Source organism: Ensifer sp. GW101-20A05, from assembly GCF_059424735.1.
The window spans coordinates 1-18,978 of record NZ_JBWKZT010000030.1; the positions used below are offsets into that span (position 1 = coordinate 1).

General features: G+C 60.2%; 19 protein-coding genes and 5 pseudogenes. 8 read left to right on the forward strand and 16 right to left on the reverse strand.

The window, feature by feature from the left end; translation table 11 throughout:
- Nucleotides 1-221: 221 nt before the first annotated feature.
- Nucleotides 222-997: pseudogene (aac(3), locus tag AC070A_RS33685) on the forward strand (aminoglycoside 3-N-acetyltransferase); the annotation flags it as partial.
- A 23-nt stretch (nt 998-1,020) separates the two neighbouring features.
- Here the strand turns inward: aac(3) and AC070A_RS33690 are convergent.
- The 5 genes and pseudogenes from AC070A_RS33690 to AC070A_RS33710 all read right to left on the reverse strand — a co-directional run.
- Nucleotides 1,021-1,234, reverse strand: a pseudogene (locus tag AC070A_RS33690) (ABC transporter permease); the annotation flags it as partial.
- 86 nt (nt 1,235-1,320) lie between these two features.
- Nucleotides 1,321-1,917 (reverse strand): hypothetical protein, encoded by a 597-nt coding sequence (locus AC070A_RS33695; RefSeq protein WP_162728157.1) that lies wholly within the window; start codon nt 1,915-1,917, stop codon nt 1,321-1,323.
- On the reverse strand, nt 1,895-2,416 hold the full coding sequence (locus AC070A_RS33700; RefSeq protein ID WP_113133921.1) for a hypothetical protein: 522 nt from the start codon (nt 2,414-2,416) through the stop codon (nt 1,895-1,897). The genes AC070A_RS33695 and AC070A_RS33700 overlap by 23 nt, the downstream gene beginning before the upstream one ends.
- 90 nt (nt 2,417-2,506) lie before the next feature.
- Nucleotides 2,507-2,911 carry a hypothetical protein gene (locus tag AC070A_RS33705; RefSeq protein WP_057251357.1) on the reverse strand — a complete coding sequence of 135 codons (405 nt, stop codon included), beginning with the start codon at nt 2,909-2,911 and terminating at the stop codon, nt 2,507-2,509.
- Between the two features lie 643 nt (nt 2,912-3,554).
- Nucleotides 3,555-4,484 carry an adenylate/guanylate cyclase domain-containing protein gene (locus AC070A_RS33710; protein ID WP_057251356.1) on the reverse strand — a complete coding sequence of 310 codons (930 nt, stop codon included), beginning with the start codon at nt 4,482-4,484 and terminating at the stop codon, nt 3,555-3,557.
- 323 nt (nt 4,485-4,807) lie between these two features.
- Here AC070A_RS33710 and AC070A_RS33715 point away from each other — a divergent pair.
- A pseudogene (locus AC070A_RS33715) lies at nt 4,808-4,984 on the forward strand (helix-turn-helix domain-containing protein); the annotation flags it as partial.
- Between the two features lie 131 nt (nt 4,985-5,115).
- On the opposite strand, the gene AC070A_RS33720 reads toward AC070A_RS33715, so the two are convergent.
- Nucleotides 5,116-6,027, reverse strand: a complete 912-nt coding sequence (locus AC070A_RS33720) for a LysR substrate-binding domain-containing protein (protein WP_057251354.1) — start codon at nt 6,025-6,027, stop codon at nt 5,116-5,118.
- 104 nt (nt 6,028-6,131) lie between these two features.
- Between AC070A_RS33720 and AC070A_RS33725 the strand changes: the two genes are divergently transcribed.
- Nucleotides 6,132-7,280: an acyl-CoA dehydrogenase family protein gene (locus AC070A_RS33725; protein ID WP_057251353.1), complete on the forward strand. Its 1,149-nt coding sequence runs from the start codon at nt 6,132-6,134 to the stop codon at nt 7,278-7,280.
- Here the strand turns inward: AC070A_RS33725 and gltA are convergent.
- A pseudogene (gene gltA, locus AC070A_RS33730) lies at nt 7,277-7,447 on the reverse strand (citrate (Si)-synthase); the annotation flags it as partial. The gene AC070A_RS33725 and the pseudogene gltA sit on opposite strands and share 4 nt — an antisense overlap.
- Before the next feature lie 239 nt (nt 7,448-7,686).
- On the opposite strand from gltA, the gene AC070A_RS33735 reads away from it, so the two are divergent.
- A complete protein-coding gene (locus AC070A_RS33735) occupies nt 7,687-8,088 on the forward strand; it encodes a ProQ/FINO family protein (RefSeq protein ID WP_492383658.1) in 402 nt (133 codons plus the stop codon).
- Nucleotides 8,089-8,276: 188 nt separating this feature from the next.
- On the opposite strand, the gene AC070A_RS33740 is transcribed toward AC070A_RS33735, so the two are convergent.
- Both AC070A_RS33740 and AC070A_RS33745 read right to left on the reverse strand, forming a co-directional pair.
- Complete coding sequence (locus tag AC070A_RS33740; RefSeq protein ID WP_112996702.1) at nt 8,277-8,531, reverse strand: hypothetical protein; 255 nt, start codon at nt 8,529-8,531, stop codon at nt 8,277-8,279.
- A gap of 355 nt (nt 8,532-8,886) precedes the next feature.
- On the reverse strand, nt 8,887-9,414 hold the full coding sequence (locus AC070A_RS33745) for a hypothetical protein (RefSeq protein WP_492383659.1): 528 nt from the start codon (nt 9,412-9,414) through the stop codon (nt 8,887-8,889).
- Here AC070A_RS33745 and AC070A_RS33750 point away from each other — a divergent pair.
- Nucleotides 9,391-9,591 carry an SHOCT domain-containing protein gene (locus AC070A_RS33750; RefSeq protein WP_309239078.1) on the forward strand — a complete coding sequence of 67 codons (201 nt, stop codon included), beginning with the start codon at nt 9,391-9,393 and terminating at the stop codon, nt 9,589-9,591. The genes AC070A_RS33745 and AC070A_RS33750 overlap by 24 nt on opposite strands.
- A 101-nt stretch (nt 9,592-9,692) precedes the next feature.
- On the opposite strand, the gene AC070A_RS33755 is transcribed toward AC070A_RS33750, so the two are convergent.
- Nucleotides 9,693-9,875: a hypothetical protein gene (locus AC070A_RS33755; RefSeq protein WP_057251349.1), complete on the reverse strand. Its 183-nt coding sequence runs from the start codon at nt 9,873-9,875 to the stop codon at nt 9,693-9,695.
- Between the two features lie 502 nt (nt 9,876-10,377).
- Nucleotides 10,378-11,145, reverse strand: coding sequence for an alpha/beta fold hydrolase (locus AC070A_RS33760; protein WP_057251348.1), 768 nt, complete (start codon nt 11,143-11,145; stop codon nt 10,378-10,380).
- Between the two features lie 172 nt (nt 11,146-11,317).
- Between AC070A_RS33760 and AC070A_RS33765 the strand changes: the two are divergent.
- Together AC070A_RS33765 and AC070A_RS33770 are read left to right on the forward strand one after the other, a co-directional pair.
- Nucleotides 11,318-11,410 (forward strand): annotated as a pseudogene (locus tag AC070A_RS33765) (MarR family transcriptional regulator); the annotation flags it as partial.
- A 30-nt stretch (nt 11,411-11,440) separates the two neighbouring features.
- Nucleotides 11,441-11,752 carry a transcriptional regulator, SarA/Rot family gene (locus tag AC070A_RS33770; protein WP_375374153.1) on the forward strand — a complete coding sequence of 104 codons (312 nt, stop codon included), beginning with the start codon at nt 11,441-11,443 and terminating at the stop codon, nt 11,750-11,752.
- 318 nt (nt 11,753-12,070) lie between these two features.
- On the opposite strand, the gene AC070A_RS33775 is transcribed toward AC070A_RS33770, so the two are convergent.
- Entirely contained in the window at nt 12,071-13,114 is a 1,044-nt protein-coding gene (locus tag AC070A_RS33775; RefSeq protein WP_112994303.1) for a sulfate/molybdate ABC transporter ATP-binding protein, read from the reverse strand.
- A 787-nt stretch (nt 13,115-13,901) separates the two neighbouring features.
- Here AC070A_RS33775 and AC070A_RS33780 point away from each other — a divergent pair.
- Nucleotides 13,902-14,342, forward strand: coding sequence for a lipid-binding SYLF domain-containing protein (locus tag AC070A_RS33780; protein ID WP_192496174.1), 441 nt, complete (start codon nt 13,902-13,904; stop codon nt 14,340-14,342).
- A gap of 236 nt (nt 14,343-14,578) precedes the next feature.
- On the opposite strand, the gene otnK is transcribed toward AC070A_RS33780, so the two are convergent.
- From otnK to AC070A_RS33800, 4 genes are all read right to left on the reverse strand, one after another.
- Nucleotides 14,579-15,859 (reverse strand): 3-oxo-tetronate kinase, encoded by a 1,281-nt coding sequence (gene otnK / locus AC070A_RS33785; protein WP_113737379.1) that lies wholly within the window; start codon nt 15,857-15,859, stop codon nt 14,579-14,581.
- A 3-nt stretch (nt 15,860-15,862) separates the two neighbouring features.
- On the reverse strand, nt 15,863-16,639 hold the full coding sequence (gene otnI / locus AC070A_RS33790; protein ID WP_113737380.1) for a 2-oxo-tetronate isomerase: 777 nt from the start codon (nt 16,637-16,639) through the stop codon (nt 15,863-15,865).
- Between the two features lie 13 nt (nt 16,640-16,652).
- Nucleotides 16,653-17,597, reverse strand: coding sequence for an L-threonate dehydrogenase (gene ltnD / locus AC070A_RS33795; protein WP_057250135.1), 945 nt, complete (start codon nt 17,595-17,597; stop codon nt 16,653-16,655).
- A 67-nt stretch (nt 17,598-17,664) separates the two neighbouring features.
- On the reverse strand, nt 17,665-18,975 hold the full coding sequence (locus tag AC070A_RS33800; protein WP_425989332.1) for an MFS transporter: 1,311 nt from the start codon (nt 18,973-18,975) through the stop codon (nt 17,665-17,667).
- Between the last annotated feature and the right edge of the window lie 3 nt (nt 18,976-18,978).

Genomic DNA, 18,978 nt, shown 5'->3' on the forward strand with positions numbered 1-18,978 from the left:
GGATGGCCCAGCAGCGATATTGACGCGCTCATGCCGTGGAACTACGCCGCCTGAACGGCCCCGGCTTGTCGCTTACACTTCAGCAGCCAGCGGCACCAATGAAAATGGCGGACATCTGTGCTCAGGAAAAGCCAAGGTCCCCAACGATGACATTATGCGATCCTCAGGATGGAGTGCTCTGCTGAGCTTTCAAACCGACGCCCTGACGAAGAGAAGTTCCAATGAAAACCAGGATAGAAATCGCAGCGGACCTTCAAAGACTGGGCATCCAACCGGGCGACCTGGTGATGGTCCATGCCTCTTTGAAAGCCATCGGTGGTGTCGAGATAGGCGCGGCCACTGTCGTCGGCGCTCTTGTCGACGCTATCGGGCCAACGGGCACCGCGATGGGATATGCCTCATGGGACCGATCACCGTATGAGGGACACTGAACGGCGCTAAGATGGATGAGAAACTGCGTCGTAACTGGCCACCCTTTGATCCTGGGACCTCGGCAGCATATCGCGGTTTCGGCATGCTCAATCAGTTCCTCGTCCAAAATCGCAGTACGCGACGAAGCGCTCACCCGGACGCATCAATGGTCGCGATCGGTCCTCTAGTGGAAATACTCACAGAGCCACAATGTCTTGGACAGGCGTTGGGAAAAGGCTCGCCTCTTGAACGTTTTGTCCGCCTGGGTGGAAAAGTTCTGTTGCTTGGTGCTCCGCTCGCCTCCGTGACCGCGCTGCACTATGCCGAGGCTATTGCCAATATTCCCGGTAAACGCCGCGTGACCTACGAGATGCCGCTCCTAGGTCCAGACGGTCAAACGATCTGGGAATTGACGGAGGATTTCGACTCAAACGGCATCCTGGATTGCTTTGCGGTCGATGGACAGCCGGACGCGGTGGAAACGATCGCGCGCGCATACATTGCCCTCGAACGGCACCAGATTGGCCGAGTAGGAGACGCATTCAGCTATTTATTTGATGCGCAGGACATCGTTTCCTTCGGCGTTTTGGCGAGAGGCCATCGTCACAAGTTCGGGCCTGCGCAGAAGAGCGTGAGGAATCGTCCAACGACGTCGCAAAGGCGAGCACAGCGCCAGAGAGTACGCCCGGCATGGCGAGCGGCAGGGTAATACGGCGGAACACCGTGGCCGGCGAAGCTCCGAGGCTCTGGGCCGCAAGCTCGACGCGTTCGCGCTCACCACCGCAAAAGGCACCGCCACGACTGTGTGGGCGATGATCAGCCCATGTAGGGGGACGATCGGCCAACCCCGCAGCTTAAAAGCACGAGTCTAAATGATGACCTTCCAAGCGAAGATCATCAATCTGCAGCTCAGTTTGTTCCGAACCGTTCAAGCATCTTTCGCAACTGGACGTTCTCTTGTTGAAGCCGATGCGCGAGCAGCCCTTTCAGCCGACGGTTCTCTACCTCGAGCACGGCAAGCTCGTCGTAAAGTGCTTCGGGAGCAGCGGTAGTCGTCCTGCTACCAAGGGGACGACCACGGCGCGTTGGCCCTTGGCGCTTCGGCTTATCTTCTGGTGGAATCGTCTTCGTGCGGTTTGCCTCCATCGGCGAGATGGAAGCAGGACCGGAAACATCCTCGGTGCGAATGTTCTCTTCTGTCGGGGCCGCCGGATCTGAGGTCCGCTCAACGGCGCCGGTCCCAGCGCTCTCGTTCGGGCAAACCTCCGCACTTTGCCCCGGAGAAGGCTCGTCGGGGCACTGAGCCGGTTCGAACAGTTGCGGCGCTTCGGTCTCCGCCTGGCGCACGAGGGCTTTCAGGTCCGTATCGCCCCAGATGGAAGATGGATTGGTTGTCGTCCGCCGCCGGGCCGATTTGACTTCGACGATAAACTTGCGCTGCTGCGGTTTCATAGGGATCCAACGTTGAAGGCGCGCCATCAGCTTACGACGCGTCAAAGCGCTCAAGCATTTTCTTGAGCTGCATGTTCTGCAACAGCAACTTCTCTGCCAGCCGGCGTCTAAGTTGCCTGATGTCCTCGTCCAGTGTGGTCATCTCATCGGCGAGTGTCATCGGCGGCTGAGGAGCACTGGAGTCGCTATCTCCATACTCGACGGCATCGGCCACGGCAACATCGCTGGCGCTCGTTTTCCGGCTGCGCCTTTGCCTTTTCGTCGGCGGTGGTCGCGTTGGTCCGGCGGGTTCCAGAAGCGCCACGCGATCGTCGGGACTTGACCGGTCGACCGTTGTGGTGGGCGCCCGTTCACCGCCGACAGTCGCGGCGTCGAGATTACCTGCAGCCTCGTTCGGGGCTTCCACTATCGGTTCGTCAACTTCGCCGAGCGGTTCCTCGATCGCGATTTCACGCGGGCTTTCCGGCTCCTTGACCGTTCGCCCCAAAGACGCCAGTTGGACCAGATATTTCCATGGTGATTTCATATGTGCCGCCACCTCGAGCAATGGCACCGAATCCTCCGCTGCAGCTCTCGACGAACGGCAGCGAGAATGTGATGAGGAGGGCCGATCGCTTAAATCCAATCAGCCCTTCACCGATGATCAGGCAAGACCCAGTCGCTTGCGCAGATCGGCGTTCTCAGCTCGGAGTTTTTCGGCCAGCGCCTTGCGGAGCCGAGCGTTCTCTTCTTCAAGCTGACGAAGATCAGCAATGTCGTCGAGGACTGGGACCGGAGCCGGCGTTTCGATCGTTTGCTTTGCCCCACGGGTTTTTCCGGTGCCCTTGCCGACCTTCTTTCCCCTGGTTTTGGCAACGGCCGGCGCCTCTGCCGACCTGTCTGCGCGCTTCCTGCGTCCTCTCATGGGCTGGGCAGCAACTGCCTCCGGTGTTTCAGCAGTTGCGTCTGAAACGACATTTTTCGGCCGCGGTCCTCGGCGCTTCCTGGGCGGCGCTGCTTCCGCCGGTGGCGCCGTCTCTGTGGTCTCGGTATTGCTCTCGTCTGCCATGAGTGTTTTCCCTCTCGAACTGATGATCTTTTCCAATGAGTAGCGAGCAGAGTCAACAATCACACCTAGCGAGGTCATCCCTGCTTTAGCGTGAAGCCGTCGCCAGCAGCGGGAAAGCGTACCAGGTACCGGCCGCGAATGCGGCCAGGGGCGGTCCGCGCTGTTCCGCTGGCAAACCCATTTTTTTGCGGCAGCGTACCGGAATCGGGGAAGCAGACCGTCCCTCTCTCGAGCTTGGCGGTTAGCGTACATGAGCAACTTATGTTGGATTGCGATCCCTGCCCGCGCCCAGTGAACCATCGGGCTGCGCTATTCGCCCCGCCTACGGCACATTGGATTAGCAAGCCAAACGTACACTGTGACCCGTAATCTGCGGTATGACTTCCTGCGCCTCCCGACCGCGCGCGGCCGCCATTCTCAGTTTACTTATTGCAATGCATTGGCGCCGGATCGCCCTAGCGATACGGCAGACGTGTCGAAAAGGAGGCCGAAAGCAATGCCAATGAGTAGGAGCAGAGCCACTTGAGAAACCATCTCAGAGGAGAAGTCCTCAAACACCTGGCCCTCCCGTCGCTTTCGGGACTTCGACTGCGCAAGCGCCTGAATTGTCCCGATTGGCGTTCACGAAGTCGTTGCGAGATCGTTAGGCGTTTGATTTCGCTCGAATGTCCGCCAGCAATATATTCGCGAGATCGACGAACTGGCCCTGCGGAAACTTTGACAAATACGCTTCAATCATCTCGACGTTACCGGTGTCTCGAACTGTTTCCCAGAATGAAACCTCGATACCAGGGTCGGCGTCGCCAGCCCCTCCTTGCGCAACGCGTGCGGCTGCCAGTTCGGCGAACTGACCCGTCGGGAACCGCTTCAGGTAAAGGAGATACTCGGCCGGGTCGTCGCTCTCCTGTACCGCCTCCCAAAAGGCCACCTCGACTCGACGCACCTCGTCGCTTTTGTCATCTACTGAGAAGGGCTCTTCGACAGACGAGGATCGCTCGGCGGTGTCGACGGACGATAGCTCCACATTCAGGCTTGGTTCGGCCTGCGGGTCGAACAGGACGCGGAAGACCCGGAGTGGACGCGCAATGTTCTTGACTTGGTGCTCACCCAAATCCTCGAAGGTGGTATCCACGCGATCGCGCAGATGATCTCGTACCCCTCTTGTCACGCAGATACCGCCGGCATCAGCGAGGCCTTCGAGCCGGGCGGCGATATTGACGCCATCCCCGAAGATATCGCCGTCTTTCACCAGAACGTCGCCGATATTGATCCCGATGCGGAAGTTCATCTTCCGGTCGTCGGCAAGCGCCTGATTGGCACGCCACATCGCCTGCTGAATGGCGACTGCGCAGTTGAAGGCATGGAGGATCGATGGAAATTCCGCCAACACGCTGTCGCCGGCGGTCCCGAAAATCTGACCATGGGCGCTTTCGATAAGACCGTCGACAATAGTGCGGTGCGACGTCAAAGTCGCAAGCGTCTGCTCTTCGTCGGCATTCATCAATCGAGAATAACCTTCGATATCGGCCGCAAGGATCGCTGCAAGCTTTCTTTCAAGTGGTGGCGCCTCCATGTGAACGGTCCAATCCAACGCCTTCGTTTCCACTGTGCAGTCGAACCATCAACCGATGGGAATGCAGCTTTGTTCCCTTCCGCAGGCGCTGGAAGCCGGCTATGTTCGGCATGAACCGATCCGAATGACACGCGCCGCCAGACGCTCGTGCTTACCGCCAAGGCTGACGAAGTGCTGCGGCGATCGCGCACCATTCACCAGACCGAAATCCGTGACACGGCCCAGCGCCTGATAGAGCCTCTCAGCGATCTCCGAGAGAACGGCCCGCGTCAGCCGCTTGAGCAAGCCAATGTCAAAGACACCTTTCCCTATGAAGGCCGCCAGGCAGCATCGACAAGGAGACGATGCGGACCTTCGATGAGGCCTGCCTGTCCGTCCGGCAAGAGCTGACCCCAGGCGAGATCAAGGCGCTGCGCGAGTAAAATCACGTTAGCCAGCCAGTCTTCGCGCGCTACCTCAATACCAACGAGTCGACCGTACAAAAATGGGAAACCGGCGCGATCATTCACTGGGAACCGACTTGCGGCAGCACAGCTGCGGCATTCCTGCCATTCGGGGTCGGCGCGAAGTATCGATTGAGATCATCTTCTGTGCGTGGGAGCCGGCGCACGCGCATGTTTGACAATCGGCTTCACGCGGAGGCTTGCCGCTGCATCCAGCGAAGCAGGGCTTCCAAGGCCCCGCGCCTCGGGTGCTCGGCCCGATAGACAAAGTAGAAGCCGTAGCCGGGCAGAACGATATCGCTGACTCGCAGAAGACGGCCATCGCGAAGCTCCCGTGCAACGAGCACGTCACTACACAGCCCAAGACCCTGTCCGGCTACGATCGCTTCGATCCCGTGGTGCTCTTCGTGGATTTTCAGTTGCGGTGGCCGGACGGTGCCGCTGATTCGGTAGCCTGCCGCTCGGGCCGCAGTTTCCCAGTGACGCCAAGTGGGCGCACCTACGTCGGTCAGGGGCCAGCCGACCTCGACACGTGGCAGATCGAGGATCGCCTGAGGCTCGATCATGCGGACGCCTCCCTGAAGAACCGACGGCGCCGCAACGACGTGGAAGGTATCGCGAAGTAGCTCCACCGCGACTCCGTCTGTCGGGGATCGCCGCGCATAACGGATCGCAACGTCAACTTCGCCCGTGCGAAGGTTCAGTACCGTATCCGTTCCCACAAGGTCGAGTGTCGATCCCGGCGCTTCCGCTCGCCAGCTTTCCAGGCGCGGCAGCAGCCAGCGCGCGGCGAAGGCACTGGTTGTCGTCACCCGAAGATGGCCGATCGGGCTGCCAGGGGTAAGGCGCGCAAGCTCGTCCGAGATCGACAGAAAAGCGTCCCGGACAACCGGCAGAAGCTGTGCGCCCGCAGTGGTGAGCTGCAACGGCCTCGGCTGGCGCTGAAAAAGGGGCTGGCCGCAATAGCGTTCCAGTAGCCGTATCTGGTGGCTGACGGCTGTGGGTGTGACGGACAGTTCCTCGGCCGCCTTCCTGAAGCTCAGAAGGCGGGCCGCGGATTCGAAGGCCTGAAGCTCTCGAAGAGGCGGAAGGCGGTGCATGCATCGAATTCTAGATGAATTGTACTCACCTTGCCTCGAATTCTTTGCTGTTGCCGCGCATCTCATCGAGTCCGATCATTCCGGCATTCTGGAAGGAGATCATCATGCTGGACGGACAATCGGCATCGACCGCTGCAACCATGATCGAAAGGTTTGAACAGATCCGCCCTTTGCTGGCAGAGCAATCCGGGCGCTTTGACGCGGATCGAAGGCTGTCGGACGAGGTGTTTGGTGCCTTGAGCGAAGCGGGGTTCTTCCGCCTCCTGCTGCCAGCTCAACTGGGCGGATGCGGGCTTTCGCCCCTCGACTTCATGGCCGTGGTCGAGCATGCCGCAGCAGTTGATGGAACAATCGGCTGGCTCGTCGGAAACGGAGGCGGCATTTCGCGCGCTGGCGGCTATCTGCCTTTGGACGCCGCACAGAAGGTGTTCGGGAAACCGTCGGCCTTCGTCGCCTCAAGCACAGGCGCGATTGGCAAGGCGGTCCCTGCTGAGGGTGGATACCGAATCACTGGCCGGTGGCCTTTTGCCAGCGGCGCGCCACACGCCACGACCTTTGCCCCGCTTTGTGAAGTGAACGAAGGCAGTGGGCGGATCGTTCTAGCGTTCTTGCCCCGTGAGGCCGTCAATCTGATCGACAACTGGCATGTGTCAGGGATGAGAGGCACCGGAAGCTGGGACTTCGAGGCAGACAACGCGTTCCTGCCAGCCGAATTCGTTTGCGACTTTCAGCCAAATCCTACCCACGCCGGTGTCGTCTATCGCCTTCCGGGCATTTCCGCCTTTGTCTGGACTGTTGCCACAGTGCCGCTTGGGATCGCGAAAGGCGCAATCGACGCGCTCATCTCGTTAAGCTCCGGCCACCGTCGTCAGGGCATGACCGTCCCCGTCGCAGAACGCGAACTGGCTCACGCAGAGATCGGGCGCTGCCTTTCGCAGTGCAGGGCGGCTGGCGCCTACATGCGGTCAGCCATGTCGGCCTTGTGCGCGTCCGTCGAAAGCGAAGGCTCTGACCTGGTTGCGGCCCGGATCAACTACCGGCTTGCCTGTTCTCACGCCGCTGAAGTCGCAGTGAGCGTCGTACTGCGGGTGAACGATCTGATCGGAGCCCGGGCCCTTGCCGAGTCCCAGCCCTTCGAGAGGCGCGAACGCGACGTTCGCGCGGCGGCCAAACACATCGCCATGAGTGCCGAGCAGTTTGTGATCGGTGGCCGCTACGCTCTTGGCGGCGATATCAGCGGCGCAAGCTTCTAACGATCAGCGCGCGCTGGTCCCGACGTAATCCGCCGCGTCGGTCCGCTGTAGAGATGCCGGGGCCGGCCGATCTTCGGCGGCGGGTCCGTGATCATCTGTTTCCACTGGCTGATCCAGCCCACCGTCCGTCTGATCGCGAGGATCGCCGTGGGGAAGCGCATCGCCTCAGGCGGCCGCTCCGCCTCAGAGGCTTTGCCCCTTACCCGGAAGCGCCCAGCGGCCGCGAGCGGCGAGCCTATGGGCGCTAAGCTGATGTCATTGGTTCGTGGTACCGAATGGCATATCCTGGAATGACGATATTCCTGGATTGGCACGGACTGCGATGCGTCAGAAGTCACCGAAGACGAAATCTCCGCGAGAGAACTCCGACCCGGTTCTCGCCCGTGAACGAGAGGTCGCCAAGACCGTGGCAATCAATGCTCTTCTCACCCGGCCGATCGCAGTTCTTCCAGCCAAGATTGGCGACCCGATCCGACCCTTTGCACTCGGGCTCTGGGATGAAATCCGCCCTCTCCTGAAACCGGAATTCAGCGTCACGGCTCTGCGCAAGACGATGGCAACTTATGTGCATTCGCGGAGCTATCAGATCGCGGTCGCGCGACCCGGATCCGTCCGCCATGACATCAATGGTACACCGGTCGGTCCTGTATCGGACGCCGACAGGTTGGATGCACAACAGAAGTACGAGGGTTTCAAGGCGCGCGATGGATCACGCAATCCAAAGTCGGCACCTCCCCACCCCACCCCAGCGTCAAAGTCGGACGTGATCCGCGCTGGCCTCCTCAAACGGAAGGACACCCCGCGCTAGACAAGCGGCGGCCTCCCTGACGGCCGAGCAGTGAGAAAGTGACGCGCAGTCGAAATAGGAAGCCAGCTCCGTTGTGATTCCTCTGGACTTATTTGCTACCAGCAAGCATGCGGTTTTCAACACCGGAGCTACGGCGCGAAGGCCCCGGGGTTGCCTGCGGGGCCATTCGTTAGGGCTGCCTGAACCCGTCACATAGGGTCATTTCCCTTCATCGCGTTCGACATATGCGTCTTGCATTTGTCGTTGTCGTTTGAGGCAAGTGCTTCCTTCGCCATCGCCAATTCCTTATTGGCGTAGTCCTTCTTCATCTCGTCTGTCATAGCCTTGACGTCAGTTTCGAGCTTCGACATGTTGGCTTGATCACACACGATATCGGACAAGGCAAAGGCAGAAGGCCCAGCAAGCGCGAGTAGCACAGTCGCCGTCAGTAGTGTCTTCAACATCGTTATTTCCTCTTCGACGCGTGGAATGTCGGGCCAACCATCGAGCGAGAGTGACGTTCCGTCGGGCGAGAACACATCGTCGTGATCTGACCTGCCGCCGGTCTCCTTCCTGATACGCCAATCGCAGTCGGTAGGTGGATCGTTGTCGTTGGGACTGCCCCTGTCTTCTGATCCGAAATGGCGACACAACCGGTGGCGAGGACACCTATGATTGAGACGATGATCGAAGTCGCGGGATCCCGGTATTCATCGGATGTCCTCCGAACGGAATGCATTTTTCGCCGCTTGTAACTTAGACACGAACCTTGCGTGGTTTTTGTGATCCGAGGTTCGCGCCCTGCGCGGCCAATCCACCCTACCCTTGCGGAGCAAGGCTCGTTCTGATGCCAGCCGCGGCAAATCGGGTGAGCTGAATCTGGGTTGCATCCTCGGTGTAAAGGACGTGAACCGCGCGGCCGCTCGCCGTGAGCTTTTCAGCTTCCTTGAAGGCGTCTTCAAAACTGACAGGTATTGCATCACTGGGCGTAGGGGGATCGTCCGGTTCCAACGCGTAGAATGTGGCGTTTCGGATGTCTGTCATCGGTGCGCTCCTTTCGCGCAACAATAGCTGGCGAGCGCGATAGTTCCGGATCATAGGAGATTTGGCGGTCGCTGCATCATCGATGGCAGACCAAAACAGTCTCAGGCCGGTGATACGGCAGGGCGGCAAGGAACCGGCAGACACGCCGGCGACCGAAGCATCCGCCGCCAAGGCTGCGCCGTCGTTATTCGCATCGTCCGCGTCGGAATCCGCCTCGCCACAACAGGGGCACATCCAGCGCCGGAGGCGGTTCGGTCGGATGCGGACATCTTCGACAGGATCGAACGCCTCGCGGCACTTCACGCGAAAGGCATTCTCACGGCTCAGGAATTCGAGGCCACGAAATCGGAGTTCCTCAGCCGACTATCGCATCCGATGAACGGGGCTTGCCACGGAGATCAATTGGAGGCTTCCATCGAGCCGCGCCGGGCGATGACGGCCGTCAATGAACTGCAACCGGGTCAAGGCGTCGCCGACTAAAGTCCCGATTGTGGTAGGGAATCGAAGGATCACGACAGTCCCTACCAAAGAAATGAGCCCTTCCATCTTACCGCACCCCCTGCCCTTCTTCGATGGCAGGTTTATGAGGCGAAGGCCAGAACGATTGCGATAACGAGCAGCAAGGGGCCCAACCACTTGAAGTGGCGGGCCAGCGGCAGTTGGTTTGCCGGGTTTCTCGACAAAGTCACATACCCAAAGCCCACGGACGTCATCCACAGGCCGGCGCAAAACATGATGAATTCGTCAATATAGTCTGCGACCATGACTCTCCTGCTTTCTTCGAGGCTTTGCCATCAGTCCTTCTCAACCTCGCCAGTGTCTTCGCAGTGGCAGTGCGCATATCCCTCACGTCGGCGGGGCACCGTCGCTTTGGGGATTGTCGTGCTGGCTTCACACGGGTGACACGCCAAAAGCCCGTCTCCATAATTCCGATCATACCAACAAGACCGAGACCCATTAGCAAATTATAGAAGGTCATGGATATAGACCGCTCGTGCCTTACAAAAGCACATATGTGCTCCCCTCGGTGTTGCAAGCGGATAGTACGGTCCAGATTGCGGCGCCAGAACCCGCTTAGGCCCTTGCTTGAAGGCTGGGACCGCACCTCAGCCGTCGGGCGAAATGAAAATGCATGAAGCCGGGAAGCATGCTGACAACGCGAGCAAGGTTGACGCCCTGAAACAGGCGTAGCCGCAGTCCCTGCTCTTACGCCAAAGCCGCCACCCTTCCGGATGACGGCCTTTGATCACCAGCAATTTACAAAGATTACTGTGCAGCCTCTTCGATTAGGTCCGCGACGGCTTGGGGCTGTGACACCATCACAACATGGGATGCACCCTTGATCACGACAGTGTGCTTTGAGCCTGCCCGTTCGGCCATGAAGCCGAGTGCCTTCGCTGGGATGTTCTTGTCGCCGTCCCCATAGATGAAGTAGGAGGGCAGCGTTTTCCAGGCCGGCGAACCGGACTTTTCCGTCAAGGCAGCTTCGGTGATCGGGCGCTGGCCGGCGGCCATCAATGCCGCATCCTCAATTGAAACGTCGTGGGCGAACTGGTCGTGAAACTTCGCCTGGTCGATGGAAAGATCGACGCCGCCATCTACCAGCTTGACCGGAGCGGCGAGCGCTTGGCCAAGTGTTCCGCCCGGGAACTTACCGGCGAGATCGGCAGCTGCTTCCCCTGCTTCCGGAGCGAACGCTGCCACATAGACCAGCGACTTGACATTGTCCTTGCCGTTGGCAGCGGTCGAGATCACCTGGCCTCCGTAAGAATGCCCGACCAGGACGACGGATCCTTTGATGCTCGAGATGATGTCTGAAACATAGGCCGCATCACCGGCGACACTGCGCAGGGGATTGGCCGCGGCAACGACCGTGTAACCGTCCTTCTGAAGGATCTTCGTCACACCATTCCAGCTCGACGAGTCGGCGAAAGCGCCGTGGACGAGAATGACTGTGGGCTTTGCGGGCTGGGCAATTGCACTGCCGGACAGGAGAGCGGCGGCAAAGGCAACGGTGGCGGCGAGTTTGAACATGACGATATCCTTCGTGGCTCGGGATCTAGGTTCAGGCGTGAAGCCGTTAATTTATTTGTGTGCGATTCATTTGTGTGCAACATATATGTTTCCGGAATGAGTATGTCAACTGCTTGCAAATAGATCGTGGGCGAATTATTTGTGCGGAAAGGAGATCGCGATGACGAAGCCAGACGACCATCGCGGCGTCGCCGGAATGCTCTGCTTTTCCCTCTATTCCGCGAGCCACGCATTCACCCAGCTTTATCGGCCATTACTGGACAAGCTAGGCCTGACGTACCCGCAATACCTGGTCATGGTGTCGCTCTGGAATCGCGACGGCCAGAACGTCAAGGAGCTGGGTAACAATCTCTTCCTTGATTCCAGCACGCTTACGCCGTTGCTCAAGCGCCTGAACGTTGCCGGCTTAATCACGAGAACGCGCAACCCCCAGGACGAACGCGAGGTGCTTCTGCACCTGACGGAGAAAGGCCGCGCCCTGCAGGGTCAGGCCGATGATGTCATGCATTGCATCGGCGATGCGGTTGCGCTGGAAGCGGACGCTCTCGATACCCTCCGCGCCACGATCGACGGCCTACGCAACAGGCTTCAGGCACGGGCGAGATAGTTCGAAACCCTCCTCGTTGAACGCTTCGCGATAGCAAGCCGGTGGCGGTCCAACCCCGTACCAAACAGGGGTCCCGCCAGCGGACGCGCTCACCAACGTTTCGTTCGATTCGCGGCACCGCAGGCCGCTATCGACCCCTGATGTAGGAAACGCACCCGCTTCCCTCTTCTTTGTTAACTAAGCGAGTGAGTCATTTAACAAAATAGCTGTTTCGTTTATTTCGAAGAGATCTGTCAGGCCGAGGGCGGATATCATTGCTCGCCCGCGTTACTCACGCGGGCGCTGTGTCCAGGCTCTACCGGTCGGCCGCGACCGCTCTTATTCGCTGCAGAACAGCCTCCACTTGGTGGGCCTGAAGGCGATTCGGCTTCTGTGTGCAAAAGACGCGCGCTCCGGCGGCAACTCGATTTCGACGGCCGCATGCGTATTGCCCAGATCTAGCTCGAGATGGCGCGTACCGGCAACCCGCCGGCTCCCGATGATGAAGCCTTCAAGGCTGCCCCGAGAGCCATCGACGAGTTCTATGTCGTGCGGGCGGAAATACAGTAAAGCCTCGCCATCGCCTTCGGTTGCAGCACGCAGCCCTGTGGGCAGATCTTCGAACCGGATTTCGCCGTTTGAAAGCATGACCTTTAAGCAATTCGACTGGCCAATGAACCCGTAGACGAAAGTAGAGATTGGGTGATCATAGATTTCGTCCGGCGTACCGGATTGCTCGATCATACCTTTGTTCAGCACCACCACGCGATCAGCCAGTTCGAGCGCCTCCTCCTGGTCGTGGGTGACAAATACGGTCGTGTATCCGGTCCGATCATGGATTTCACGCAGCCACTGGCGCAATTCCTTGCGCACTTGAGCGTCAAGCGCACCGAAGGGCTCGTCGAGCAACAAGACGGTCGGCTTAACCGCCATGGCCCGGGCAAGCGCCACGCGCTGACGTTGGCCGCCGGAGAGATGAGCGGGGTAGCGATTTTCAAATCCTGACAGCTGTACGAGCTCGAGTAACTCGAGTGCCATCTTGTGAAGTTCTGCCGGTGGTTGCCGCCGATTGGAGCGGCGAACCTTTAGACCGAAAGCCACGTTCTCCAGCACAGTCATATGCCGAAAGAGGGCATAGTGCTGAAAGACGAAGCCGATATTTCTTTCCTGCACCGTCTTCATCGACGCGTCCTCGGCATCGAAGAAAATCGTGCCATCGGTCGGGCTCTCGAGGCCGGCAATCAACCTAAGCAACGTCGTCTTTCCGGAGCCGGAGGGTCCAAGCAAAGCGATCAACTCACCAGAGTGGATGTCAAGAGAAACGTCGGCGAGCGCAGGGACGCGGTCATATTCTTTGCGTAGGCCTTGGATTCGTACTTCCATATACCCAGGTCCAAGTGAGTGCCATTCATTGCATCATTTGAACGCGCCAGCACAGAGTTGGTTCGATGTGCTCTCAGGGGAGCTGGCGACTTCGCATTGGAAACCGGAAGCGGAGACATGGTGCAACTGCTCGCGGCTGCCGCGTCCGCGTAAAAAGGCTCTGGCACGTCTCTCAAACTCAGCCCTGATCCTGCATGGAATGAGCGGGGTCCGCGGCGCAACGAGAGGGATTGGCGCTTGCCCGTCCGGATTCGGCCACAACGCTTCAGCCCCCAAGGGCGCCGAAGGGATACCAGGCGCAGTCGGCAGCAGACAGCGAGGCCATGAACAATCGTGTGAGCCGCGCGTTACCTGTCAAATGATGAGGTAAAGTCATGGCTCGAACCTCTCGAAACAACGGCCGCCGAGCGGAACTACTCCACATTGGGCTCGTGGTATTTGCAATGTTGATTATCGCGGCAATGGTGGCGCTTCTGTAAGGCGATGACCCAAGCAAAGAACTCGCTCGCAACAAGCCGTGCTCAGCACTCGTAAAGAACGGCTCGGTTGTGAGTTGTTAAATTTGCAGCTTTGCAGATTTCCTGCAGGCAATCCTGAGTCAGCCGAGCGTCGGCTGCCACCGAGACTATGTTTGCCATCCGCCTCGTTTCGTGGCGGCCCTCTCGCAGCCGGCTTCGGGCCGCGTGCTTGGAACTAATGACGGGCAAGGCTGTTTCAGCTGTGACTTTGGCATGACGCTGACGCGCCTCCTGGCTGGGTAAGCCTCGATTATGAGGAGACTCGCATCATGAAGATTTCGTCCAGATTTCGTTCAGTCGCGGCTGCGGTTATCGCTGCAGCAGGAATCAGCTTTGCCGGCTCCGCGCATGCCGACAGCGGTACGATCAGCTTCTCAGTCTACAAGGCTGCCTTCTTTGTGGGTGGTTCTGGCGGCGAGGGCACGCTGACCTTCCATGGTCGCCGCTATCCCATCTCTGTCGGCGGCATCTCGGGCGGCCTCGCCTTCGGGGCTTCTAAGACCTATTTCCATGGTACCGTTCGCCACATTCGCCGCGCCCGAGATGTGACGGGGGTCTACGGTGCGGTAGGCGGTGGCGGCGCGGTCGGCAAAGGGGCCCAGGTGATCGCCATGACCAATGACAAGGGTGCCCAACTCGAGCTCTCAGGCAAGCAGGTAGGCCTGCAAGTCAACGCCGATCTCAGCGGACTTGCCATCACGGTGAAGTAAGGTTCGTCGTCCCTGCCCGCTACGCTGAATACAAAGGTCGGCTTTCAGCGCTCTGGCGACAAGCAGAGCAATCCCGGTGACCTCATTGAACATGCCGAAAGCCGCTCCGCGCAGTTCGTCCGGAGCGGCGTCGGCAATCGGCGTCGCCAGAAGCCCTTGCGTGAAGCCCATACCACAGCACGACGCCGATACCGCCCTCCTGCGATGCTGGTGCAAAGGCGAGGACCAGATCAGCCTCAATGCATCATCGCCAGCGCGGCCGTGAAGAAATCCTCGCCTCCGAAGTTTCCCGATTTCAGCGCCAGCAGCATATCGCCCTGCGTGTTGCCGACCGTTCGCAGCACCGGCACGCCGGGCGCGATCTCCGGGCCGATCAGGAAGGCCGGAATGGCCAGCCTGTCGACCGCGGCACCGGAGGTTTCTCCGCCGGCGATCACCAGGCGCCGCACGCCTCTTGCCACCAGTTCGGCGGCGATGACCGACGTTGCAGATTCGATCGCGTGACCGGACGCCTCGCGCCCATATAGTGATTGCAACCGGGACACGGTTTCCGGCGCTGCGCTCGCGGCGACGACGATGGGACCGGCCGAGATGCGGTCTCCGGCCCAGGAAATTGCCGCGGCGATCTCATCCGGGCCGGCAAGCAGCCGCTCCGGGTCGAGCCGCAGGACGGGCATCGACCGTTCGGCGACGTCGAGCTGATGCAGCGTTGCCTTGGAACAACTGCCGGCAACGACGGCGGAAAGCCCGCCCACGGGGCAAATGGCGTTCGCCGTTGTAGCGTCGCTGGCAGGAGCCCGGCCGGAGCGGACGAGGGCACGGGCAAGGCCAAGTCCGAGCCCCGACGCACCGGTGGATACCGGCGTTTCCAGTGCGATCGCGCCGAGCGTCTCGAGATCGCGTTCGAAGATGGCGTCGGCGATTGCCGACCCGACACCTGCCTCACGCAAGGCCTCGAGCCGGGCCCTGACTGTATCCGGTCCCGCCGCGATTGCCGGCAGATCTATAAGCCCGACGGCACCGCGCGACTGTCTGGCCATCACCCGCACGAGATTGGCGTCGTGCATCGGATTGAGGGGATGGTCCTTGAGCGGGCTTTCGTTTAGCGGCTGTCCGCCGACGAAGAGATGGCCGAGATAGACGGTTCGGCCCGTTTCCGGAAAGGCAGGCGCCACCAGCACAAGTCCACCGCCCGCGGCATCACTCAAAGCCTCGGTGACCGGACCGATATTGCCGGCATCGGTGGAATCGAAGGTCGAACAGACCTTGTAAAGCACATGGGCGGCGCCGCTCCGGCGCAGCCATCGTTCGGCCGCGGTCGCGGCTGTTACGGCGTCAGCGGCAGGTACCGAGCGGATCTTCAGGGAAACGACAACCGCGTCTACATCCGGCAGCGCCAGCGACGGGTCGGGGATGCCGACCGTCTGCACCGTGCGCAGTCCGTTTTTCGTAAGCGTGTTGGCGAGGTCGGAGGCACCCGTATAGTCGTCAGCGATCGATCCGAGCAATATAGCCACCGTCTAGCTCCTTGCAAAAGGTCTGAACCAGCCAAGACCGTCCAGTGTGTGGCCGCGCGGGATGTATTCGCAGCCGATGAAACCGTCATAGCCAAGGCGGTCGATTTCGCCGAACAGATAGGGATAGTTCAGCTCCTCCCCGTCCGGCTCGTTGCGTGACGGCACGCTGGCGATCTGGATATGGCCGGTGATCGGCATGAGGCGGCGCAAGGCCACGACCACGTCACCATGGATGATCTGACGATGATAGACATCGAACTGGAGCTTCAGGTTCGGCAGGCCGAGTTCCCCGATCAGGCGCTCGGCTGCGCCGAAATTATCGAGGAAATATCCCGGCATGTTTCGCCCGTTGATCGGCTCGAGCAACAGGTCGATGCCCTTCTCTGAGAGCCGCCCCGCAACGTAGACGACGGAGCGTCGGTAAGATGAGGCTGCGTCCTCGTCGTTTGGATCAGCAAGGCCAGCCATCAGGTGCAGCCGCCCGACACCCGTCGCCGCCGCATAGTCCAGCGCGCGCTCGACGCCCGCTTTCAGCGCATCGAACCGTCCGGGAAGCGCCGCGATACCCCGCTCGCCGGCGGCCCAATCGCCGGGCGGCAGGTTGAACAAGGCCTGCTGCAGATTGTTGCGGGCGAGCCGTTCGGCGATTGCCTCCGGTGTGGCTTCATAGGGAAAGAGATATTCGACGGCGGCAAACCCGGCATCGGCCGCAGCGTCGAAGCGGTCGAGGAACGGCCATTCGTTGAACATCATGGTCAGGTTGGCGGCGAAAACCGGCATGGTGGTGTTCCTTTTACAGGCTCTGCAGCTCTTTGGTCGCACCGGGCAATGTTGCGCCCGAGAGCTGGGCGTAGAGGCGCGCGAGCGACGAATCGTCGTCGCGGCCCATGCCGGCTCCGGACGCGCCCAGATACATCTGCAGGGCCGCAGCTGCGAGCGGTACCGGATAGCGCTCTGAGCGAGCCATATCCTGGACGATGCCAAGATCCTTGACGAAAATCTCGATGCTGCTCAGCGGACTATAGTCTCCGGCCAGCACATGCGGCACGCGGTTTTCGAACATCCAGGAATTGCCGGCCGAGGCCGTGATCACTTCATAGACCTTGTGGAGGTCGAGGCCCTGCTTGGCTGCAAACGTTATCGCTTCGCAGGCGGCCGCGATGTGCACGCCGGCGAGAAGCTGGTTGATCATCTTGAAGGCGGCGCCGGTTCCGGCCGCGTCGCCGAGTTCGTAGACTTTGCCGGCCATGGCGTCGAGACCCGGGCGGGCCGTGTCGAAAGCCGGCTTGGAGCCGGATGCCATGATCGTTAGTTCGCCGTTTGCCGCCTTGGCCGCGCCGCCCGAAATTGGCGCATCGAGATAATGCAGACCGAGAGCCTCCACCCGTTGTGCCAGGTCGCGTGCCACAGCCGGGTCCATGGTGGCCGACGAAATGAAGACTGCTCCGGGCTTCATCGTCCTTGCGACACCCTCGACGCCGAACAGCACAGCCTCGGTCTGCGCACCGTTGACGACGACGGAGACGACAATGTCGGCATCCTTTGCCGCACCGGCGGGCGTGGCAGCGCCGCGTCCACCCTCGCTGGTGAAGCGGTCCACCGCCGCAGGAGTGATGTCATACCCAACGACGTCGAGGCCTGCGCGCTTCATCGACCGGGCCATTCCGAGCCCCATGGAGCCAAGGCCGATGACGGCCGCGACAACAGCGGGGCCTGTATTTTCAGCAAGCGGTGACATGACGAGTTCTCCAGTCTTGTAAGGAAAGAGCCGCCCTCCGGATGCTGCCACCCGGAGGGATTGGTGTTTAGCGGTTGACGGTTTTCGCCGGAACCGTCAACACGGCCAGCGAACCGATGACTAGGGCTGCGGCGAGAAGATACATGCCCGCGCTGTTGCTGCCCGTAAGATCTTTCAGATAGCCCACCAGAAACGGCCCGAGGAACCCGGCGAGATTGCCGACCGAATTGATCCAGGCGATGCCGGCGGCCGCTCCCGTGCCGGCGAGAAAAGCCGTCGGAAGCGACCAGAAGAGCGGCGCGCAGCTGATGGCGCCCGCAGCAGCCAGCGAGAGGCAGACGATTGAGACCGTCGTGCTTGTCGCCGTCGTTGCCGCGACAAAACCACCGGCGGCGATGAGCGCGGGGATGACCAGGTGCCACCGGCGTTCACGCAGCCTGTCGGCGGAGCGACCGAGCGCCAGCATGGCGAAGAAGGTGCAGATATAGGGGATAGCGGAAATCAGGCCGATATTCAGGTTCCCGCTGACACCAGAGGCCTTGACGATGGACGGCATCCAGAAATTCAGGCCATATTGCCCAAGCACGAAGCAGAAATAGACAAGGCACATCAGCCAGACGCGGCGGTCCGTCAGCGTTCCGGCAATGCTGTGCGGGCTCGAGGCCTTGGCCCGGTTCTCCGCCTCGATATTGGCCGCCAGCACACGCTTTTCGTCGTCGTTCAGCCATTTCGCATCACGGATCTTATCATCAAGGTAGAAGAACGTGGCGACGCCGAAAAGGATGGCCGGGATGGCTTCGATCAGGAACATCCACTGCCAGCCGGAAAGACCATGCGTGCCATGGAAGCTGTCCATCAAGAGACCCGACAGCGGATTACCGAAAATGGCGGATATCGGGATTGCGGACATGAAGGTGGTTATGATTCTGGCGCGGCGATGGGCCGGATACCAAGCGGTCAGATAGAGAATGATGCCGGGGAAAAATCCCGCTTCGGCAACGCCCAGCAGGAAACGCAGGACATAGAAGACGGCTTCCGACGAGGTGAACATGAAGGCGGCGGAAATGATGCCCCAAGTGACCATGATGCGGGCAATCCACACCCGCGCGCCGACCTTGTTCATGATAATGTTGCTCGGCACTTCAAACAGAAAATAGCCGATGAAGAAAATACCTGCGCCGATGCCATAGGCCGCTTCCGATAGGCCGAGCTCACTCGACATCTGCAGCTTCGCGAAGCCGACATTGACGCGGTCGAGATAGGCGACCACGTAGCACAGCATCAAAAAAGGAACGATTCTCCAGAATACCTTGCCATAGGCCCGGACGCGCCATCGACTGGCGCCTGCGTTTGCAGCGTCATGATATTCTCCTCCAATTGT

Bases quoted from the DNA above. Each gene is read 5' to 3' on its own strand.
- AC070A_RS33775 (WP_112994303.1), bottom strand. From the start codon at position 13,114: ATGGAAGTACGAATCCAAGGCCTACGCAAAGAATATGACCGCGTCCCT.
- AC070A_RS33725 (WP_057251353.1), top strand. From the start codon at position 6,132: ATGCTGGACGGACAATCGGCATCGACCGCTGCAACCATGATCGAAAGG.
- AC070A_RS33740 (WP_112996702.1), bottom strand. From the start codon at position 8,531: ATGTTGAAGACACTACTGACGGCGACTGTGCTACTCGCGCTTGCTGGG.
- AC070A_RS33705 (WP_057251357.1), bottom strand. From the start codon at position 2,911: ATGGCAGACGAGAGCAATACCGAGACCACAGAGACGGCGCCACCGGCG.
- ltnD (WP_057250135.1), bottom strand. From the start codon at position 17,597: ATGTCACCGCTTGCTGAAAATACAGGCCCCGCTGTTGTCGCGGCCGTC.
- AC070A_RS33720 (WP_057251354.1), bottom strand. From the start codon at position 6,027: ATGCACCGCCTTCCGCCTCTTCGAGAGCTTCAGGCCTTCGAATCCGCG.
- AC070A_RS33755 (WP_057251349.1), bottom strand. From the start codon at position 9,875: ATGGTCGCAGACTATATTGACGAATTCATCATGTTTTGCGCCGGCCTG.
- otnI (WP_113737380.1), bottom strand. From the start codon at position 16,639: ATGCCGGTTTTCGCCGCCAACCTGACCATGATGTTCAACGAATGGCCG.
- AC070A_RS33710 (WP_057251356.1), bottom strand. From the start codon at position 4,484: ATGGAGGCGCCACCACTTGAAAGAAAGCTTGCAGCGATCCTTGCGGCC.
- AC070A_RS33780 (WP_192496174.1), top strand. From the start codon at position 13,902: ATGAAGATTTCGTCCAGATTTCGTTCAGTCGCGGCTGCGGTTATCGCT.
- AC070A_RS33770 (WP_375374153.1), top strand. From the start codon at position 11,441: ATGGTGTCGCTCTGGAATCGCGACGGCCAGAACGTCAAGGAGCTGGGT.
- AC070A_RS33760 (WP_057251348.1), bottom strand. From the start codon at position 11,145: ATGTTCAAACTCGCCGCCACCGTTGCCTTTGCCGCCGCTCTCCTGTCC.